19 protein-coding genes are annotated in these 18103 nt (G+C 71.8%); 13 read left to right on the top strand and 6 right to left on the bottom strand.

Going from position 1 to position 18103, the window contains the following annotated elements:
* Positions 1-61: 61 nt before the first annotated feature.
* The 4 genes from ACYVM4_RS02525 to ACYVM4_RS02510 all read left to right on the top strand — a co-directional run bounded on the left by ACYVM4_RS02525 (position 62) and on the right by ACYVM4_RS02510 (position 4484).
* Positions 62-1483 (top strand): sensor histidine kinase, encoded by a 1422-nt coding sequence (locus ACYVM4_RS02525; protein ID WP_460667551.1) that lies wholly within the window; start codon positions 62-64, stop codon positions 1481-1483.
* Positions 1483-2187 carry a response regulator transcription factor gene (locus ACYVM4_RS02520; protein WP_460667550.1) on the top strand — a complete coding sequence of 235 codons (705 nt, stop codon included), beginning with the start codon at positions 1483-1485 and terminating at the stop codon, positions 2185-2187. The genes ACYVM4_RS02525 and ACYVM4_RS02520 overlap by 1 nt, the downstream gene beginning before the upstream one ends.
* On the top strand, positions 2184-3074 hold the full coding sequence (locus tag ACYVM4_RS02515) for a DUF4097 family beta strand repeat-containing protein (protein ID WP_460667549.1): 891 nt from the start codon (positions 2184-2186) through the stop codon (positions 3072-3074). Before ACYVM4_RS02520 ends, ACYVM4_RS02515 begins: the two co-directional genes overlap by 4 nt.
* Before the next feature lie 69 nt (positions 3075-3143).
* Entirely contained in the window at positions 3144-4484 is a 1341-nt protein-coding gene (locus ACYVM4_RS02510; protein ID WP_460667548.1) for an MFS transporter, read from the top strand.
* Here ACYVM4_RS02510 and ACYVM4_RS02505 read toward each other — a convergent pair.
* From ACYVM4_RS02505 to ACYVM4_RS02495, 3 genes are read right to left on the bottom strand one after another with little or no spacing between them, the layout of a single operon-like run.
* The gene (locus ACYVM4_RS02505) at positions 4444-4701 is read right to left on the bottom strand and encodes a hypothetical protein (RefSeq protein WP_460667547.1); all 258 of its coding nucleotides are present in this window, start codon (positions 4699-4701) and stop codon (positions 4444-4446) included. The two genes, ACYVM4_RS02510 and ACYVM4_RS02505, sit on opposite strands and share 41 nt — an antisense overlap.
* A gap of 46 nt (positions 4702-4747) precedes the next feature.
* On the bottom strand, positions 4748-5779 hold the full coding sequence (locus ACYVM4_RS02500; RefSeq protein WP_460667546.1) for an NAD-dependent epimerase/dehydratase family protein: 1032 nt from the start codon (positions 5777-5779) through the stop codon (positions 4748-4750).
* 27 nt (positions 5780-5806) lie between these two features.
* Positions 5807-6070 (bottom strand): DUF3072 domain-containing protein, encoded by a 264-nt coding sequence (locus tag ACYVM4_RS02495; protein ID WP_368822264.1) that lies wholly within the window; start codon positions 6068-6070, stop codon positions 5807-5809.
* Positions 6071-6302: 232 nt separating this feature from the next.
* Here ACYVM4_RS02495 and ACYVM4_RS02490 point away from each other — a divergent pair, with 232 nt between their 5' ends.
* The 4 genes from ACYVM4_RS02490 (at position 6303) to bcp (ending at position 8525) form a co-directional block, all read left to right on the top strand.
* Positions 6303-6839 (top strand): hypothetical protein, encoded by a 537-nt coding sequence (locus ACYVM4_RS02490; protein ID WP_460667545.1) that lies wholly within the window; start codon positions 6303-6305, stop codon positions 6837-6839.
* Positions 6840-6855: 16 nt separating this feature from the next.
* A complete protein-coding gene (locus ACYVM4_RS02485) occupies positions 6856-7674 on the top strand; it encodes a RibD family protein (RefSeq protein WP_460667544.1) in 819 nt (272 codons plus the stop codon).
* A 135-nt stretch (positions 7675-7809) separates the two neighbouring features.
* On the top strand, positions 7810-7992 hold the full coding sequence (locus ACYVM4_RS02480) for a hypothetical protein (RefSeq protein WP_460667543.1): 183 nt from the start codon (positions 7810-7812) through the stop codon (positions 7990-7992).
* A gap of 65 nt (positions 7993-8057) precedes the next feature.
* Positions 8058-8525: a thioredoxin-dependent thiol peroxidase gene (gene bcp / locus ACYVM4_RS02475; protein ID WP_368822259.1), complete on the top strand. Its 468-nt coding sequence runs from the start codon at positions 8058-8060 to the stop codon at positions 8523-8525.
* A gap of 225 nt (positions 8526-8750) precedes the next feature.
* Here the strand turns inward: bcp and pyk are convergent, their stop codons facing one another.
* The 3 genes from pyk to ACYVM4_RS02460 form a co-directional block, all read right to left on the bottom strand.
* A complete protein-coding gene (pyk, locus tag ACYVM4_RS02470) occupies positions 8751-10214 on the bottom strand; it encodes a pyruvate kinase (RefSeq protein ID WP_460667542.1) in 1464 nt (487 codons plus the stop codon).
* Between the two features lie 201 nt (positions 10215-10415).
* Positions 10416-10601 carry a hypothetical protein gene (locus ACYVM4_RS02465; RefSeq protein ID WP_368822257.1) on the bottom strand — a complete coding sequence of 62 codons (186 nt, stop codon included), beginning with the start codon at positions 10599-10601 and terminating at the stop codon, positions 10416-10418.
* Between the two features lie 222 nt (positions 10602-10823).
* Entirely contained in the window at positions 10824-11633 is an 810-nt protein-coding gene (locus tag ACYVM4_RS02460) for an SDR family oxidoreductase (RefSeq protein ID WP_460667541.1), read from the bottom strand.
* A gap of 140 nt (positions 11634-11773) precedes the next feature.
* Between ACYVM4_RS02460 and uraD the strand changes: the two genes are divergently transcribed.
* From uraD to aceE, 5 genes are all read left to right on the top strand, one after another.
* The gene (gene uraD / locus ACYVM4_RS02455; protein ID WP_368822255.1) at positions 11774-12271 is read left to right on the top strand and encodes a 2-oxo-4-hydroxy-4-carboxy-5-ureidoimidazoline decarboxylase; all 498 of its coding nucleotides are present in this window, start codon (positions 11774-11776) and stop codon (positions 12269-12271) included.
* Positions 12268-12594: a hydroxyisourate hydrolase gene (uraH, locus tag ACYVM4_RS02450; protein WP_368822254.1), complete on the top strand. Its 327-nt coding sequence runs from the start codon at positions 12268-12270 to the stop codon at positions 12592-12594. Before uraD ends, uraH begins: the two co-directional genes overlap by 4 nt.
* A 79-nt stretch (positions 12595-12673) precedes the next feature.
* The gene (gene pucL / locus ACYVM4_RS02445; RefSeq protein WP_368822253.1) at positions 12674-13585 is read left to right on the top strand and encodes a factor-independent urate hydroxylase; all 912 of its coding nucleotides are present in this window, start codon (positions 12674-12676) and stop codon (positions 13583-13585) included.
* 99 nt (positions 13586-13684) lie between these two features.
* A complete protein-coding gene (locus ACYVM4_RS02440; RefSeq protein WP_438612836.1) occupies positions 13685-15238 on the top strand; it encodes a nucleobase:cation symporter-2 family protein in 1554 nt (517 codons plus the stop codon).
* Positions 15239-15368: 130 nt separating this feature from the next.
* Positions 15369-18089 carry a pyruvate dehydrogenase (acetyl-transferring), homodimeric type gene (gene aceE, locus ACYVM4_RS02435; RefSeq protein WP_460667601.1) on the top strand — a complete coding sequence of 907 codons (2721 nt, stop codon included), beginning with the start codon at positions 15369-15371 and terminating at the stop codon, positions 18087-18089.
* Positions 18090-18103 lie beyond the last annotated feature (14 nt).

Genomic DNA, 18103 nt, shown 5'->3' with positions numbered 1-18103 from the left:
AGGTGTAACAGGTGGAGAACGTCGCAGTGCGGGAGGCCCGCGCGACCGTAGCGTGAAGGGCATGAGCACACCGCACGACACCCGGCCCCTGCCACCCGCACCGTGGAGCGACCCCGGCCACGAGCCCCCGCACGACCCCGGCGCCGGGGGCCCCGACGACACTCCCCGCCCCGCCGGCGGATCCCGCCCCGCCGGCCCCGGAGACGCCTCCCGGTTCCGGGAGTGGGGACCGTGGTCCCCCCGGACCCTCTTCTTCGGCACCACCGACCTCGTGGTGGACGCCGCGCTCGGCACGCTGTGGCTGACCGCCCTCGTCTCCCTGGTCTCCGCCGGCCTCGCCTCGCTCGCCGCCCTGGTGGGCGTGGTCCTGCTCGTGGCCGCGATCTACGCGGTCCGCGGGATCGAGTGGGTCGAGCGCCGCCGCACGCAGGCCGCCTTCGGGCTGCACCTGCCCGCGCCGCGCCGGCGCCGCTCGCCCCGCGCCGACGGCTGGCGGATCGCCCACCAGTGGTGGCTGGACGTCTCCGACGCCGCGTTCTGGACGGGCCTGCTGCACCTGGTCCTCACCACGGTCCTGGGCTGGGTCGCCGTGGCGGCCCTGGCCGGCACCGGCGCCGCGGTGGCCCTGGCCTTCGCGCCGCTGTACGCGGCGCCGAACAACCCGCTCTGGCCCTCCGAGGTGGTCGGGACGTGGCCGGACTGGGCCGTGGTCCTGACCGGGATCGCCCTGACCCTCCTCGGGCTGCTCGTCGTGGTCCTCGCCGTGGCCGCGCACCGGGGCCTGTCCCGGCTGCTGCTGCGGGTGGACGAGGCGGCGGAGCTGCGACGCCGGGCCGCCGAGGCCGCGGCCGCCCGCGAGACCGCGGTCCGCGGCGCCCGCACCGAGCGCTCCCGGATCGAGCGGGACCTGCACGACGGCGTGCAGCCCCAGCTCGTGTCCGTGGCCATGAACCTGTCGATGGCCCAGCGGCGCATCGACCACGACCCCGCCGGGGCCAAGGACCTCATCGGGGAGGCGCACGCCACCACGAAGGCCGCGATCGCCGAGCTGCGCCGCCTGGCCCGGGGCTTCCACCCGGCGGTCCTGGAGGACCGGGGCCTCGACGCCGCCCTCTCCGCCGTGGCCGCCCAGTCCCCCGTCCCGGTCGCCGTGGACGTGCGGGTGCCGCGGCTGGCGCCGGAGACCGAGGCCGCCGTGTACTTCGCGGTCTCCGAGGGCATCGCCAACATGGTCAAGCACGCCCAGGCCGGCGCCGCGTCGGTGCGGGTGGGCCTCGAGACCGACCCCGCGGGAGGAACCCGCGTGGTCGCCCGGATCGCCGACGACGGCCGCGGCGGCGCCGTGGTGGTCCCCGGCGGCGGCCTGTCCGGGATCGCCGACCGGATCCGCTCCGCGGGCGGGCACTTCTTCCTCGACTCGCCCGCCGGCGGGCCGACCCAGCTGACCGTCGAGCTGCCGGTCGCCCGAGGGGCGGGATCCTGATGCGCATCGTCATCGCCGAGGACGCCGTCCTCCTGCGCGCGGGCCTCGTCCGCCTGCTCACCGAGGCCGGCCACGAGGTGGTCGCCGACGTCGACACCGCGGAGGACCTGCTCAGGGCCGTGGAGCAGCACGCACCGGACTTCGCCCTCGTGGACGTGCGGCTGCCGCCGACGTTCACGGACGAGGGCATCCGCGCCGCCGTCCTCGTCCGCTCGCAGCACCCGCGGATCGCGGTGCTCGTGCTCTCGCAGTACGTCGAGGAGCGCTACGCCTCCGAACTCATCGCGTCCCGCCGGGACGGGCTGGGGTACCTGCTCAAGGACCGGGTCGCGGACGTCGACCAGTTCCTGGAGTCCGTGGAGACCGTGGGCGCGGGCGGCACCGTGCTGGACCCGGAGGTCGTCTCGCAGCTGCTCGTGCGCTCGCGGCACCGCCAGGACCTGGACCTCCTCTCCCCCCGGGAGCACGAGGTGCTCGGGCTCATGGCCCAGGGGCTCTCGAACGCCTCGATCGCCGCGAACCTGTTCCTCACCGAGTCCTCGGTGGAGAAGCACATCCGCTCCGTGTTCACCAAGCTCGGCCTCGCCCACGAGGACGGCGGCAACCGCCGCGTCCGCGCGGTCCTGCGCTACCTCGGCTACCCCGACCCCGGGCCCGGCCACACCCCGTCCGTCCACCCGTCCCACCAGGAGCACCGGTCATGAGCACCCATCCCGAGCACCCCGCCGCCCAGGACGTCCTCGGCGAGAACGAGCGCACGGCCTGGCTCGTCCCCACCGCCGTGCTCGGCGGCATCGGCGCCCTCCTCCTGCTGGGCGCCGGCGGCGCGACCGCGGCCGCGTCCCTGTCCGTCCAGGAGCACCGGGTGGACACCACCGTCACCGAGTCCGTGGACACGGTCGTGGTCGACGGCCGGTCGGCCGTCATCGAGGTCGTGACGGCCGACGTCCCCGACCTGCGGGTGGAGTCCGTGTACGCCGGGTTCCAGCTCGAGAGCGCCCCCGACCCCCGTGTCGAGGACGGCCGGCTGAGCATCGACGCCCTCCCGTCGAACTCCTGGCCGGGCGCCGGCAGCGGGATGCACGTGCGGATCACCGTCCCGGCCGGGGACGAGCCGGTGGACCTGCGGCTCTCCGGGGGCGCCGGCGCCCTGCGCGTCGAGGGCGACTTCGGCGACGTCCGGCTCGACACCGAGGCCGGTGTGGTCGAGGTGAGCGGCAGCGCCCGCGCCCTGTGGGCGGCCTCCGAGTTCGGCGCCGTGGAGCTCGACGGGGTCCGGGTGCGCGAGGACCTGGACGTGCACACCGAGGTCGGGGCCACGGACGTCCGGCTCGTCGGCGAGGCCCCACGGCGCGTGTCCGTCACGACCCGGGCGGGGGGCATCGAGGCCGCGGTCCCGGAGGCCGACTGGTGGACCCCCTCGGTGGCCGGCGCGGACGAGCGCGACCCCGAGGACCTGACCGCGGCCACGGTCTGCGCCGCCGCCCCGGGCGACCGCCCCTGCCTGTACGTCTCCTCGGCCGTGGGCGCGGCGGAGATCACCTACGGCGGCCGATCCTCCACCCCTGCCGGCGCGTCGGTCGAGCGGTAGACTGACCCCTGTTGTCCGGGTCGGGCGCACCGGGAGGGGGGACGGTGCGCACATCCTTCGAGGACCCCTGTGAACCCCCTGACCACCTCTTCCACGGCTGAACGCGCTGCCCGCACTCCCACCGCCCCGGCCCCCGGGGCCGAGCACCGCGCGGAGGCCCAGCACGACACCGGCCGCCGGACGACGCCCTCGTCCGGCGGCCGCTACGCCCGGCTGGTGCAGCTCGCCGGGCGCGACTTCCTGCCGATCGCCTTCGTGGCCCGCCTGCCCCTGGCCATGCTCACCGTCGGGGCGCTCACCCTCGCCACCGCCGTCAACGGCTCCTACGTCGTCGGAGGACTGGCCGCCGGCGCCGTGGGGATCGGGTCGGCGCTGGGCGGGCCCCTGATGGGCCACCTCGCCGACCGCCTGGGCCAGCGGAACGTGCTGCTGGTCTCCGCCCTCGCCCATGCCGTGGCCATCGGGCTGCTGCTGGTCACCGCCTACGCCCCGGCGGGGCCGGGCGCACCGGCCGTGCCGCTGCTCGTCGGCGCGTCCCTGCTCGTGGGTGCCACCTGCCCGCAGGTGGGTCCGCTGGCCCGGGTGCGCTGGCGGGGACTGGTCGGCGGCAACCGGCGCGAGCTGGACACCGCCCTGTCCTACGAGTCCACCGCCGACGAGCTGACCTTCGTGCTCGGCCCGGCCCTGGTGGGTCTCCTGGCCTCCCTGGTGGCCCCCTGGTCCCCCTTCGTCCTCGCGGCCTTCCTGACCCTCACGATGGTCACGACCTTCGCCGTGCACCCCACGCGACTGGCGGTCCCGGCCGTCTCGCGGGAGGACCGGCGCCGGGCGGCGGCCCGTCCCGTCACCGGCCGAGAACGGCTCCTCGTGCTGCTCCCCGTCCTGGGGATGGTGGCCATGGGCGCGTTCTTCGGCGCCGTGCAGAACGGACTCAACGCCTTCGGCGGCGAGTTCGGCATCCAGAGCGCGACCGGTCTGCTCTACGCCGTGCTCGGCATCAGCTCGGCGGCCGCGGCGCTGTCCGTGGCGTGGTGGCCGCAGCGCTTCCGGTCCGCGTCCCGCTGGGTGGTCAGCTCCGGCGCGATGGCCGCCCTGAGCCTGCTGTTCCTGCTGCCCAGCGGGATCGGGCCGATGCTCGTGGTGCTGCTGCTCGCCGGGCTGCCTCTGGGGCCCGCCATGGTCACGATCTACACCATCGGCGGGGACGTGGCTCGTCCGGAGCGGCTGGGCACGGTCATGACGATGCTGGCGAGCGGCGTGGTCCTCGGCTCCGCCGTGGGCGCGGCGCTGGCCGGTCTCCTGGCCGAGACCGCCGGGCACCGGGGCGCGTTCGCCGCCGCGGTCGGCGCGGCCTGCGCCATGGTCCTGATCAGCGCGGTGCTGGCTCTGCTCCAGCGGCGGGGTCGCTGACGGGCAGGACCACCTCGTTGCGGCGCAGGAAGGCCGGGGTGAACGGCGGGTCGAACCGCGCGAAGCGAGCCGCCGCGACCGGCACGAGCCCTGCCTCCCGGACCGCCCGCTCGAAGGACCCGCGGACCTCGAACTCCGCGAGCACGTGCTCCGGGTAGTGCCGCAGGTCGAACCCGGGGTAGTGCCGCACCGTCGAGTACGGCTGCTGCTCGGTCATGGCGGCACCGTACGCCACGACGCCTCCAGCGGGAAGGACCGGCCGGCTAGACCAGCGGCGACTTGGGCCGGTGCTCCCGGTTCCCCAGGCCCTCGCGGCCGTCCAGGTTGTCGACGAGCTCCCGGAGCGCCTCGAGCGAGCTGACGGTCTCCGACCAGCCGGTGACCTCGCGGATGCGCGTGGTGTCCATGATCGGCACGGCGCCGGCGAGGTCGATCCAGCCCGGGTCGGTGGGCTGCAGCCGCAACCGGTAGGTGATCGCCACGAGCGCACGGACCAGGGCCGGCGGCACGGGCAGCACGCGCCGGGCGCCGAGCACCTGGGCCACGCCGTCGGCGCCGAGCACCGGCTCGGCCGCGACGTTGAACGCCCCGCCCGCCCGGTGCTGGATGACCCGCCAGAACGCGTCCGCGACGTCGTCGGTGTGCAGCGTCTGGAAACGGAACTTCTCGGGGAACGGCAGCACGGGCAGGCGCAGCCGGGCGATCAGCCCCTTGGGCACGAGGGCTCCGAAGAAGTAGTCCCCGATCTCGGGGGCGGCGTCCGCCTGGAACAGGAAGCCGGGCCGCAACCGGGTCACCACGACCCCGGGATGGACCTCCTCGAACCGGTTGAGGACCGCCTCCGTCTCGGCCTTCTGCACGTTGTAGTGCGACGTCTCGACCCCGCCGACCGGCCAGGACTCGTCCACGGCCCGGTCCTTGGGGCCGGGGCTGTAGGCGCCGAGCGAGGAGGGGTAGACGACCTGGGGCACCCCGGCGAGCACCACGGCGTCGAGCACGTGGACGAGGCCGTCCACGTTCGTCTCGTGCATCAGCGCGAAGTCCCGGTTCGGGCGGATGAGCCACACGAGGTGTATCACCGCGTCCGCGCCGGCCATGATCTCCGCGAGCGCCGCGGTGGACTCCTTCACGGCGACGTCGACGGTGTGCCACTCCACGCCGTCGTAGGGCTCCCCGCCCCGCTCGGGCCCCTCGCGGGAGACCCCGACGATGTGCGTGACCTCCGGCGCGGCGTGCAGCCGGCGGAGCACCGCGGTGCCCACGTTGCCCGTGGCTCCCAGGACGACGATCTTCACGGTGCTCCCCCTCCGCCGGTCCAGAACCTACTGGTCCTGGACCCGGTCGCTCTTGCCCTGCAGGCGGTCGATGTGCTTGGACGCCTCGGCCTTCGTGAGGTCCGCCGGCAGCTCCTCGCCGGCCTCGCGGGCCAGGGTGTCGAGGTAGCTGCGCTGCGCGCTGGTCATCGGCTCCTCGCCGGTGGCCCAGTCGTCCGGGTCGCGGTCGAGCCCGCTGCCCGGCTCGGGGCTGGAGGCGCCGATGGTCTGCTGCTCGTCGGGATCCGGGGATCCGCTCGCGTTCTCAGTCATGCGCCCATGATAGTCACACCCCTTATGGTTTCCGCCCCGGAGGTCGCCCCGCATCCGTCGTCCCGCACCACTCCTGCCGCACCGCTCCAGCCCCACCACTCCCGCAGCAGCGCTCCTGCCGTGGCGGGAACGGAATCAGTAGGCTGGGAGACCGAGGGCATCCGCAGGACGTCACCGGCAGGTTCCCGACCGGCGCCCCGGCGACGTCCTCCCCACGATCGAGGAGAAGCAGATGAGCGAGCAGCCGCACACCGGCCCGAACGGCACCGCGGGCACAGGAGTCCAGTCGGACAAGCTCGAGGCCTACATGCTCGGGCACTACATGGGCGCCCTCTCCGGGGTGCGGCTCTTCGACGAGGCGGCCACCACGTGGGCCGGCACCCCGTACGAGGAGCAGTTCGCCGCGTTCGTCGGCGAGATCAAGAACGACATCGACCACCTCGAGGCGATGCTCGACCGCCTGGGCTCCGGCCGGCGCAAGGTGGCCAAGGGGCTCGGGACCGTCACGGGCATCGCGTCCCGGCTGAATCCGCTGAGCCGGATCCGGGAGCGGACCGGCATCGCCGCCCACGGCGAGCTCGAGATGCTGCAGTCCCTGGTGGTCGCCAAGCGCAGCATGTGGGTCACGCTCCTGGAGCTCGCGCCCGCCGAGCCGCGCCTCGACGCCGGGGAGCTGCGGAAGCTCGAGGCCGACGCCGCCGACCAGTACGACCGCCTGCGGGCCGTCACCGAGGAGACGGCACGGGACCGGTTCCTCGCCCGGGACTGATCCCGTGCCCGGCTCCGTGAGCGACGCTCCTACGCCCCGCGGCCCCGGGGACGCCCCACCGCCCGCGGACGACGACGCCGCCGCAGCCGGCGCCGCCCCCGATGCCGCCTGGGAGGGGCTGCTGACCGGCCGGACCCGTCCCGTGCCGTCCCCGGGTGCGGAGCTCGTCGAGCGCTACGGACCGATCGTGGCGCACCGGGGTCCCCTGGTCCTCGCCCAGCTGGGGCAGAGCCTGGACGGGTTCATCGCCTCCCGCACCGGGCACGCCGAGTTCGTGACCGGCCCGGAGGACCGGGAGCACCTGCACCGGCTGCGCGCGCTCGTGGACGCCGTGGTCGTGGGGGTCGGAACGGTCGTCGCCGACGACTGCCGGCTGACCGTCCGCGCCGTTCCCGGACCCCATCCCACCCGGGTGGTCCTGGACCCCTCGGCGCGGGCCCCGCTGGCCTCGGCCGTGCTCACGGACGGTGCCGCGCCCACCCTGTGGGTCGTGGGCGAGCACGCGGACGTGCCCGCGGCGCCGGGCCCGCACGTCACGGTGCTGCGGGTGCCCGTGGGCGAGCACGGGCTGGCCCCGCAGGCCGTGCTCGAGGCGCTGGCCCGGCGGGGCCTGCAGCGGGTGCTCGTGGAGGGCGGCGGACGCACCGTCTCAGGGTTCCTCGCGGCCGGGACGCTGCATCGCCTCTACCTCAGCACCGCACCCCTGCTCATCGGGGACGGTGTGCCCGGCATCCGGTTCCCCGGCGCGGACCACCTCTCCGGAGCCCTGCGCGCCCCCGTGCGCCGCTTCGTGCTCGGCGACGACCTCTGCACCGAGCTGACCTTCCGCCCCTGAGCTTCGCCCATCACCGCCGTGCGGGCCCGCCCCCGCGGCACGGGTAGCGCACCACCTCTTGACGCCGAGCCCGGTCGACGATAGATTTCGTTATACGGAATTTGTATTCCGCATCACGAACTCGAAGGAGTCCCCATGAACGCCAGCCCGGCCTCCACCGCCCACGTGTCCTTCTTCAGCTACACCGGCACCGACTGCGACCCCGACCTGGCTCTGCCCCCGCACGCCGACACCCGTCCCACCCCGCTGTGGGTGCTCGCGGTGTCCTCGGCCTGTGTCGGGGCCGCCATGGGTCACCTCTCGACCCGGCGCCCGTAGCACCGTCCCGCTCGCCCCCGGCGCCCGCGGCGCCACATCCCTCCCCACCGCGCTCAGGAGCACCCATGACACCGCAGATCCAGACCGACCGGCCGGCCCCCGACTTCACGCTCACCGACCACGAGGGCCGGCAGGTGCGGCTCACCGACCTGCGCGACCGCCGGGTGATCGTCTACTTCTACCCGAAGGCCTTCACCCCCGGCTGCACGTCCGAGGCGTGCGACTTCCGGGACAACCTCGCGTCCCTCGAGGCACTCGGAGCCACTGTGCTCGGGGTCTCGGGCGACGACCCCGAGACGCTGCGGCGGTTCGCCGAGGAGCACGACCTCCGCTACCGGCTGCTCTCCGACCCGGACTCGGCGACCGCCCGGGCGTGGGGTGCCTGGGGCGAGAAGACCGTCAACGGGCAGACCGTGGTCGGCCCACTCCGCTCGACGTTCGTGATCGAGCCGGACGGCACCGTGAGCTCCGCGGAGTACAACGTCCAGGCCGAGGGGCACGTGACCGACCTCCGGCGCCGGCTGGCCGGCTGACGCACGTCCGGCAGACCCGAAGGGCTCCTCCGCACATCGCGGAGGAGCCCTTCGGGTCTGCCGGCACCCGCCCGCCGGCCGAGCCGGGACGGCCTTGCCGGTGCCCTCCGGCCGTGACCACGGACCAGGCCTTCTGTGCGGTGCGGGACGAGGACCGGGCTTCGCGGCCTGACGGAGAGCAGCGCGAGGAGTCCGGCCTGCACGGTGGGTCCGGACGCGGTGGGCTCAGACCCCGTGGAGAGGGTGGGAAGCCTGGGGCGACGATCGGTCCGGGCCGGCCTGCTCGCCGACCTGGTGGAGCTTGATGAGGTTGGTGGACCCCGGGACCCCGGGAGGGACACCGGCCACCATGACCACGAGATCATCCGGTGCGGCCAGTTCCTCGTCCAGGAGCACGGCATCGATGTGTGCGGTCATCTCATCGGTGTGTGCCGGGGCCGGGGTCAGCAGGGGGTGGACGCCCCAGGCGAGGGTGAGCTGGTTGCGCACGTCCTCTGTGGGGGTGAACGCGTAGAGCGGCCGGATGGGGCGCAGCCGGGAAAGCCGGCGGGCGGAGTCACCGGTCTGGGTGAAGGTGCAGATGGAGTGCGCCCGGAGCTGGTCCGCGATCTCCACCGCCCCCATGGTGATCGCCCCGCCGCGGGTCTGCCGTGCGCTGCCCAGGGGTGGGATGCGCTCGAGCCCGTGGGCTTCGGTGGAGGTGATGATGCGGGCCATCGTCTGCACGGCGGCCACCGGATGGGCGCCCACGCTGGTCTCCCCGGAGAGCATGACCGCATCCGCCCCATCGAGAACGGCGTTGGCACAATCAGAGGCCTCTGCGCGGGTGGGCCGGGGGCTGTCGATCATGGATTCCAGGACCTGGGTGGCCACGATCACCGGCTTGGCCCAGCGCCGGGCCAGCTCGATGGCCTGTTTCTGGACCACCGGGACGTCCTCCAGGGGCATCTCCACCCCGAGGTCGCCGCGGGCCACCATGAGGGCATCGAAGGCGTCGACGATCTCTTCCAGGGCCGCCACAGCCTGCGGCTTCTCAATCTTGGCGATCACCGGGACCCGTCGACCCTCCTCGTCCATGATCTCGTGAACGCGGTCGATGTCGGAGGCATCCCGCACGAAGGAGAGGGCGATGAAGTCCACGCCGCGGCCCAGCGCCCAGCGCAGGTCCTCCTCGTCCTTGCTCGACAGCGCAGGAACATCGACCGGAACCCCTGGCAGGTTGATGCCCTTGTGGTCCGACACCGCCCCGGACACGGTCACCTCGGTGATCACCTGGTGGTCGGTGACATCGGTGGCCCGCAGAGCGACTTTCCCGTCGTCGATCAGCAGTGCGTCTCCGACACGGACATCCCGGGGCAGGCCCGCGAAGGTGGTGGAGCAGATCTCGCGAGTGCCTTCGACGTCCCGGACGGTGATCGTGAACCGGTCGCCGACGGCCAGGTGGTGGGGGCCGTCGGCGAAGCGGCCCAGGCGGATCTTGGGTCCCTGCAGATCCGCCATGATGCCCACGTCACGACCCAGGTCCGTTGCGGCAGCACGGATATTGAGGTAGGTGGTGTCGTGAACCTGGTGATCGCCGTGGCTCATGTTCAGGCGTGCCACATCGACCCCGGCCGCCAGCAGCGCCCGGGTCTGGGCGTAGCTGGCAACGGCCGGGCCGAAGGTGGCAACGATCTTTGCTCGTCTCATCGGACTTCCTGTCATCGGGGCGAGAAGGAAAGGGGATTCCGGCCGGTCAGCCACCTCGTCCCTGATGCCTGCGTCGGGGCGTGCTCTGCCGATGGGCCAGAGGCATCAGCTCCGACGAGGCAGCCGGCGGGGCTCTCCGCGGGTGGTGGATCGCCCGTGCGAGCCGGGCTCCCGGTCCGCTCCGGCTTCCGCGGGACCGGACTACGGGTGGCGCCGAGCAGCCACGCGCCCCACCACCGCACCGACGCAGGCGGAGGACACCGCAAGGACCCACAGCGGGACGGTGCTGCGGTCCCGGTCCAGCGGACGACGGAGGTCGGGGTCGCAGTCGATGGCGGTGTAGTCGACGAAGAATGCGGGTGCGGTCGACGGCGTGGTGTGGTTCACGGGTCCCCCTGGGTTCGTAATATGGAATTCAAGTTCCACATTATGAAACTTAGAGGACCCGCCCCGGTGCGTCAAGGGGGACCCGCCAATCCGGAGTAATGCCCACAGCACCAGGACGGCCGGACAGACCCGGTCGGCGGACGACCGCCTCCAGGGCGGCCGTCCGGGCGCCGGAACGACACGGACGAATGCGCCGTCGCTCTCCACCGCCACCCGGGCCCCTCAGCCGCGCCCGCCGAACGGCATCCCGGAGGCGGTGAGCACGAGCGAGTTCACCGTGGCGGAGGCTGGGAGCTCGGCCATCATGAGCACCGCCCGCCCCACCTCCTCGACGGGGAAGCTGGGCTCCGCGCGGAGCGTGCCGTCGGCCTGCAGCGCGCCGCCATCCGTGCCCAGGCCCGCCAGCAGCTCCGTGGCCGCGTTGCCGATGTCGATCTGCCCGCAGGTGATGCCGTAGGGGCGGCCGTCCAGGTCCAGAGATCGAGTGAGGCCGGTGACGGCGTGCTTGCTCGCGGTGTAGGCCGCGGACAGCGGCCGGGGCGCGTGCGCGGAGATCGAGCCGTTGTTGATGATCCGTCCGCCCCGGGGGTGCTGCTGCTTCATGATCCGGACAGCCTGCGCGGCGCACAGGAACGTCCCGGTGAGGTTGACCTGCAGGGTGCGCTGCCACTCCTCGGGGTCGACCTCGTCCACCCCGCCGCGGGGCCCGAAGGTCCCTGCGTTGTTGAACAGCACGTCGATGCGCCCGGTCAGCCCCTCGATCTCCCGGAAGGCCGAGGACACGCTCTCGGCGTCGGCCACGTCCACCGGCACGATCCGAGCACCCGGCGCCCCGGCGGCGGCCTCCACCAGTGCCGCACGCCGCCGGCCGGTCAGCACGACCACCCACCCTGCCGCAAGGAAGGTGCGCGCCACGGACCGGCCGATCCCCGACCCTGCCCCCGTGACCACGAGCACCCGCTCCTGCACCGGCTCCCGTCCCGACGTCTCTGTTGCTCCCTGCACTACTGCCTCCTCGGTCGTGGACCTCATACCGTCCTTGGATGAGGGTCCGTCATCAACGATTAAAAGTTGGGTCAACCCATTGACTTTGGGCTTGTGAGCCAGTTCACTATACATAGTGAAAGTTTTCTTCCACAATACGGAATACAGAGAGGTGAAAGGCGCACTCCATGAGACTCACCGAGTTCAACTGCCTCAGCAGGACCCAGGCCGCCGAGGTCGTCCGGCCGGCGCTCGACATCCCGCGCTGGCTGGAGGCCGTGGTCGACGCCCGGCCGTACGCCCACCACGATGCGCTGCGCAACACGGCCCGGACGGCAGCACAGCCGTTCAGCGCCGAGGAGATCGAGGGAGCACTGGCTCACCATCCTCGCATCGGAGAGCGGGCCGAGGGCGACAGCGCGGAGGCCGGACTGTCGCGCGCCGAGCAGGCCGCTGTCGACCCTTCGGACACCGATGTCCAGCAGCTCCTGCGCGAGGGCAACCTCGCCTACGAGGAGCGGTTCGGCCAGGTGTTCCTCATCCGCGCCGCCGGGCGCACCCCCGAGGAGATCCTCGAGAACCTCTCCGCCCGGATGGACAACGACCCCGCGACGGAACAGGCCGTGGTCGCCGACCAGCTGCGCCAGATCGCCCTCCTCCGACTCGAAGGACTCGTCACCCCATGAGCTACGTCACCGCTCACGTCCTCGACTCCGTCACCGGCACCCCCGCCCAGGGGATCACCGTGGCCCTCGAGACCGCCGACGGCACCTCCGTCGCGACCGCCGAGACCGACGCCGACGGCCGCGTGCCCGAACTGGGCCCACAGACCCTGGAATCCGGCGACTACCGGATCACCTTCGCCACGGGACAGTACTTCGCCGGCAGGAAGCAGCCGACGTTCTACCCCTCCGTGACGGTGAACTTCACGGTGCAGGCCGAGGAAAAGCACTACCACGTGCCGCTCCTGCTGAGCCCGTTCGCGTTTTCCACCTACCGGGGCAGTTGACCCAGGAGTTGACGGGCCCGCCCGTCTTCGACCGCCCCGAGCAGCAGACACCGCCTTCCACACTCCAAGGAGAAACGTCATGACCGACGTCACCACCCGGGCCGCCACGGACACCGTCGTCCTGGGCAAGAACCAGTACGGCAAGGCCGAGAACCACGTCGTGCGCGTCAACCGCGACACCGACCGGCACGAGATCCGCGACCTCGTCGTCACCTCGCAGCTGCGCGGCGACCTCGAGGCCGTGCACACGGAGGGCGACAACGCCCACTGCGTTCCGACCGACACCCAGAAGAACACCGTCTTCGCCTTCGCGCAGAAGTACGGGATCGACTCCCCCGAGGCGCTGCTGCTCAAGCTCGCCGACCACTTCACCGGCGAGTTCGAGTGGATCACCGGTGGTCGCTGGGCCGCCCAGGAGCACGCCTGGAACCGGATCGACGACCACGACCACTGCTTCGTGCAGAACAAGGACGAGGTGCGCACGGCGGTGGTCGTGGCGGAGGGCGGGTCGCGGACCGTCATCTCCGGGTTCAAGGATCTGACGGTCCTGAAGTCCACCGAGTCCGGTTTCACGGGCTATCCCAAGGACCAGTACACGACGCTGGTCGAGACCGAGGACCGGATCATGTCCACGGACGTGGCCACCCGCTGGCGCTACAACACGACCGACGTGGACTTCGACGCCGTCTACGACGACGTCAAGAAGATCATCCTGAGCAAGTTCACCGACCACTACTCCCGGGCGCTGCAGGAGACCCTGTACCTCATGGGCAGGGCCGTGATCGAGGCCCACCCGGAGATCGACGAGATCAAGTTCTCCTGCCCCAACAAGCACCACTTCGTGTACAACCTGGACTTCTGCGGTCTCGAGAACGACAAGGAGACGCACTACGCGGCGGACCGCCCCTACGGGCTCATCGAGGCGACGATCCAGCGCAAGGACGCCCCCGAGAACGAGCACGCCTGGATGGGCATCAACGGCTTCTGCTGAGCCAGCACCACCCGGTGGGTCCGCCACCCCTCACAGGCGGCGGACCCACCGGCTCTCCACCTTTCCTGCTTTCCCTCCCACTTCCACAGGATGGACACCATGACCAGGTCCCACACCGCCGAGCGGACGGCACCAACTCGCCCGGAAGACGAGCACCTCGGCATCGGCCCCAGCTTCGGCTACGGGCTGCAGCACGTGCTCACCATGTACGGCGGCATCATCGCGCCCCCGCTCATCATCGGCGGCGTCGCGGGGGTGACCCCGCAGGAGCAGGGCCTGCTCATCGCGGCCTGCCTCTTCGTGGGCGGTCTCGCCACGATCCTGCAGTCCTACGGGATCAGATTCTTCGGCTCCCAGTTGCCCCTCGTGCAGGGCACCTCCTTCGCGTCCGTGGCCACCATGACCGCGATCGCCCAGGGCGACGGCGGCATCCAAGCCGTCTTCGGCGCCGTGATCGCCTCGGCGGTCCTCGGCTTCCTCATCACGCCCTTCTTCGCCAGCATCGTGCGATTCTTCCCGCCGGTCGTCACCGGCGTGGTGATCACCGCGATCGGCCTGACGCTGTTCCCGGTGGCCGCCCGCTGGGCCATGGGCGGCAACGCGCAGTCCCCCGAGTACGGCTCGGTGGGCAACCTCGGGCTGGCCGGGGCGACCCTGCTGATCATCCTGCTGCTGTCCAAGGTGGGCAGCGCCGCCATCTCCCGGCTGTCCATCCTCCTGGGCCTGGTCCTGGGCACGGTGCTCGCCGCGGTCCTCGGCAAGGCCGACTTCAGCCAGGTGGCCGAGGGCAACATCTTCGCGTTCCCGGAGCCCCTGGCCTTCGGGCCGCCGGTCTTCGAGGTGGCCGCCATTCTCTCCATGTTCATCGTGGTGCTCGTGATCCTCACCGAGACCACGGCGGACATCATCGCCGTCGGCGAGATCGTGGACACCAAGGTCGACAAGAAGCGCATCGGTGACGGCCTGCGTGCGGACATGGCGGCCTCCGCGCTCGCCCCGATCTTCAACGGCTTCACCCAGAGCGCCTTCGCCCAGAACGTCGGCCTCGTGGCGATCACCGGCGTCAAGAGCCGTTTCGTGGTCACCGCCGGCGGCGTCATCCTCGTGGTCCTCGGCCTGCTGCCCGTCCTCGGCCGGGTCGTCGCCGCGGTCCCGCCGCCCGTGCTGGGCGGCGCCGGCATCGTGCTCTTCGGCAGCGTGGCCGCCTCCGGCATCCGGACCTTGGCCAAGGTGGACTACAAGAACGGCGCCAACCTGATCATCGTGGCCACCTCGATCGGCTTCGGCATGCTGCCGATCGCCGTCCCCGAGATCTACGCGAACTTCCCGGGCTGGTTCGAGACCATCTTCCACTCCGGCATCAGTTCCGCGGCCGTGATGGCCGTGCTGCTGAACCTGCTCTACAACGAGTTCCGCGCCGGCAACCCCGCGCGGGGCACAGGCTCCGTGTTCGCCAACGCCCCGGTGCGTGCCGTGCGCTACGAGAGCCTGGAGCACCTGCAGGACCACTTGCAGGAGGGCGACACCGTCAAGGACGGCAAGCTCGTGGACTGCGAGGGCAACCCGGTCCCCGTGGTCACCGCCGCAGGCGAGATCATCGACACAAGGGTCTGCAGGCCCCAGGACAGCCCCGGCGGCTCCTCCGCGCACTGACACCCCGGCACCAGCAAGTCTCCACTGGTCTTCTGCGGCGCCGGGGACCCCGGCGCCGCAGAAAGACAATCGGACATATCTTTTCTCCACCCCTGACCACTGAGAAAGAGTTGACGTGACCTCTGATCCCATGCTTGAGACCCACCACCGGTCGGCCCCCGTTTCCTCGAGAGGCACGTCGGGAGACACCGCGGAGTGGCTGGGTTCGTTCGAGGACCTCGTGGAGAGGCAGGTGAGGGAGCGGACCCAGTACCTCCTGCAGTCCCCGGCACCACGCCCCGCGGCCACGAGCACGGGCACCCCGGCGGTCACCACCGACTACGTGAACTCGATCCCGGTCGACCAGGAGCCGGAGTTCCCCGGTGACGAGGAGACCGAGCGGCGCTACCGCCGCTTGCTGCGCTGGAACGCCGCGGTGATGGTCCACCGGGCCCAGCGCCCCGAGATCGGGGTCGGCGGGCACATCTCCACCTACGCCGGTGCGGCCACCCTCTACGAGGTGGGCCTCAACCACTTCTTCCGCGGCCCGGACCACCCCGGCGGCGGTGACCAGGTCTTCTTCCAGGGCCACGCCTCGCCGGGCATGTACGCCCGGGCATTCCTGGAGGGCCGGCTCACCGAGGAGCAGCTCGACGGGTTCCGCCAGGAGAAGTCCAAGGGCGGCAACGGCATCCCGTCCTATCCGCACCCCCGGTCCATGCCGGACTTCTGGCAGTTCCCGACCGTGTCCATGGGCATCGGCCCGATGAACGCGATCTACCAGGCCCAGTTCAACCGCTACCTGCACCACCGCGGGATCAAGGACACCTCCGACCAGCAGGTCTGGGCGTTCCTGGGCGACGGCGAGATGGACGAGCCGGAGTCGCGCGGCCTGCTGCAGCTGGCCGCCAACGAGAAGCTGGACAACCTCAACTTCGTGGTCAACTGCAACCTGCAGCGCCTGGACGGACCGGTGCGCGGCAACGGCAAGATCGTCCAGGAGCTCGAGGCCTTCTTCCGCGGGGCGGGCTGGAACGTGGTCAAGGTGCTGTGGGGGCGGGAGTGGGACCCGCTCCTGGCCGCCGACACGAACGGCGAGCTCGTCCGGATCATGAACGAGACCCTGGACGGCGACTTCCAGACCTTCAAGGCCGAGTCCGGCGGGTTCATCCGCGACCACTTCTTCGGCAAGTCCCCGGCCACCAAGGAGCTCGTCGCGGACATGAGCGACGACGAGATCTGGGCCCTCAAGCGGGGCGGCCACGACTATCGGAAGGTCTACGCCGCCTACCGGGCGGCCACCGAGTTCCGGGGCAAACCCACGGTGGTGCTCGCGATGACGGTGAAGGGCTACGGCCTGGGCGCCTCCTTCGAGGCGCGCAACGCGACCCACCAGATGAAGAAGCTCACCCTGGAGGACCTCAAGGCCTTCCGCGACCTCCTGCGCATCCCGGTCACCGACGAGCAGATCGACAACGACCTCTACGGCGCCCCGTACTACCACCCCGGCCCCGACGCCCCGGAGATCCAGTACCTGCTCGAGCGGCGCAAGGAACTGGGCGGAGGCGTGCCCGTGCGCCGGTCCCGGCACGCCCCCGTGGTGCTGCCCGGCGAGGACGCCTACCGGTCCGGCAAGAAGGGCTCGGGCAAGCAGATGGCGGCCACCACCATGGCCTTCGTGCGCGTCCTGCGGGATCTCATGCGGAGCAAGGAGTTCGGCCACCGGATCGTGCCCATCGTCCCCGACGAGGCCCGGACCTTCGGCATGGACTCGTTCTTCCCCACCGCGAAGATCTACAACCCCAACGGGCAGAACTACCTCTCCGTGGACCGCGAGCTGATGCTCGCCTACAAGGAGTCCCCACAGGGCGTCCTGCTCCACCCGGGGATCAACGAGGCCGGCGCCACCGCGGCCTTCACCGCCGCCGGCACCTCCTACGCCACCCACGGCGAGCCCATGGTGCCGTTCTACATCTTCTACTCGATGTTCGGCTTCCAGCGCACCGGCGACTCCTTCTGGGCCGCCGCCGACCAGATGACCCGCGGGTTCATCATCGGGGCGACCGCCGGGCGCACCACGCTCACCGGCGAGGGCCTCCAGCACGCCGACGGCCACTCCCCCGTGCTCGCCGGCACGAACCCGGCCGTGCGCTGCTACGACCCGGCCTACGGCTACGAGATCGCCCACATCGTCCGGCACGGCATCGAGCAGATGTACGGCCCGGACTCGGCGGACCCGAACGTCATGTACTACCTCACGGTCTACAACGAGCCGTACCAGCAGCCGGCCGAGCCGGAGAACGTCGACATCGAGGGCATCGTGCGCGGCATCCACCGCATCGCCCGCTCGGAGCACCCCGGCCCCAAGGTCCAGCTGCTCGGTTCGGGCGTGTCGGTGCCGTGGGCGCTGCAGGCCCGGCAGGTGCTGGCCCAGGACTGGGGCGTCTCCGCCGACGTGTGGTCGGTGACCTCCTGGAACGAGCTGCGCCGCGACGGCCTGGCCGCCGAGCAGGAGGCCTTCCGCAACCCGGGAGCACCGCGCCGCGTGCCCTTCGTGGCCCAGCAGCTCGCCGGGGCGGAGGGGCCCGTGATCGCCTCGACGGACTTCGTCTCGGAGCTGCCGGACCGGATCCGCCAGTACCTCCCGAACGACTTCGCCACCCTGGGCGCCGACGACTTCGGCTTCTCGGACACCCGCGCCGCCGCCCGGCGCTGGTTCAGGATCGACGTGCACTCCATCGTGGTCCGGGCCCTGCAGATGCTCGCCGACCGCGGAGAGGTGGACACCGCGGCCCCGGCCCAGGCCTTCGAGCGCTACCGCCTGGACGACGTCGCCGCCGGCACCACCGGCAACGCCGGCGGCGACGCCTGACTCCGTGAGAGCAC

The sequence above is a fragment of the Kocuria himachalensis genome (genome assembly GCF_054784195.1).
The sequence above is the reverse complement of the archived record's forward strand: the minus strand, read 5'-3'. Positions and strand labels throughout refer to the sequence as shown.

Excerpts from the sequence above, each read along its gene's own strand:
- pucL (WP_368822253.1), top strand. The coding sequence starts at position 12,674 with ATGACCGACGTCACCACCCGGGCCGCCACGGACACCGTCGTCCTGGGC.
- aceE (WP_460667601.1), top strand. The coding sequence starts at position 15,369 with ATGCTTGAGACCCACCACCGGTCGGCCCCCGTTTCCTCGAGAGGCACG.
- uraD (WP_368822255.1), top strand. The coding sequence starts at position 11,774 with ATGAGACTCACCGAGTTCAACTGCCTCAGCAGGACCCAGGCCGCCGAG.
- bcp (WP_368822259.1), top strand. The coding sequence starts at position 8,058 with ATGACACCGCAGATCCAGACCGACCGGCCGGCCCCCGACTTCACGCTC.
- ACYVM4_RS02525 (WP_460667551.1), top strand. The coding sequence starts at position 62 with ATGAGCACACCGCACGACACCCGGCCCCTGCCACCCGCACCGTGGAGC.
- ACYVM4_RS02490 (WP_460667545.1), top strand. The coding sequence starts at position 6,303 with ATGAGCGAGCAGCCGCACACCGGCCCGAACGGCACCGCGGGCACAGGA.
- ACYVM4_RS02460 (WP_460667541.1), bottom strand. The coding sequence starts at position 11,633 with ATGAGGTCCACGACCGAGGAGGCAGTAGTGCAGGGAGCAACAGAGACG.
- pyk (WP_460667542.1), bottom strand. The coding sequence starts at position 10,214 with ATGAGACGAGCAAAGATCGTTGCCACCTTCGGCCCGGCCGTTGCCAGC.
- ACYVM4_RS02480 (WP_460667543.1), top strand. The coding sequence starts at position 7,810 with ATGAACGCCAGCCCGGCCTCCACCGCCCACGTGTCCTTCTTCAGCTAC.
- ACYVM4_RS02440 (WP_438612836.1), top strand. The coding sequence starts at position 13,685 with ATGACCAGGTCCCACACCGCCGAGCGGACGGCACCAACTCGCCCGGAA.
- ACYVM4_RS02495 (WP_368822264.1), bottom strand. The coding sequence starts at position 6,070 with ATGACTGAGAACGCGAGCGGATCCCCGGATCCCGACGAGCAGCAGACC.
- ACYVM4_RS02515 (WP_460667549.1), top strand. The coding sequence starts at position 2,184 with ATGAGCACCCATCCCGAGCACCCCGCCGCCCAGGACGTCCTCGGCGAG.
- uraH (WP_368822254.1), top strand. The coding sequence starts at position 12,268 with ATGAGCTACGTCACCGCTCACGTCCTCGACTCCGTCACCGGCACCCCC.
- ACYVM4_RS02505 (WP_460667547.1), bottom strand. The coding sequence starts at position 4,701 with ATGACCGAGCAGCAGCCGTACTCGACGGTGCGGCACTACCCCGGGTTC.
- ACYVM4_RS02520 (WP_460667550.1), top strand. The coding sequence starts at position 1,483 with ATGCGCATCGTCATCGCCGAGGACGCCGTCCTCCTGCGCGCGGGCCTC.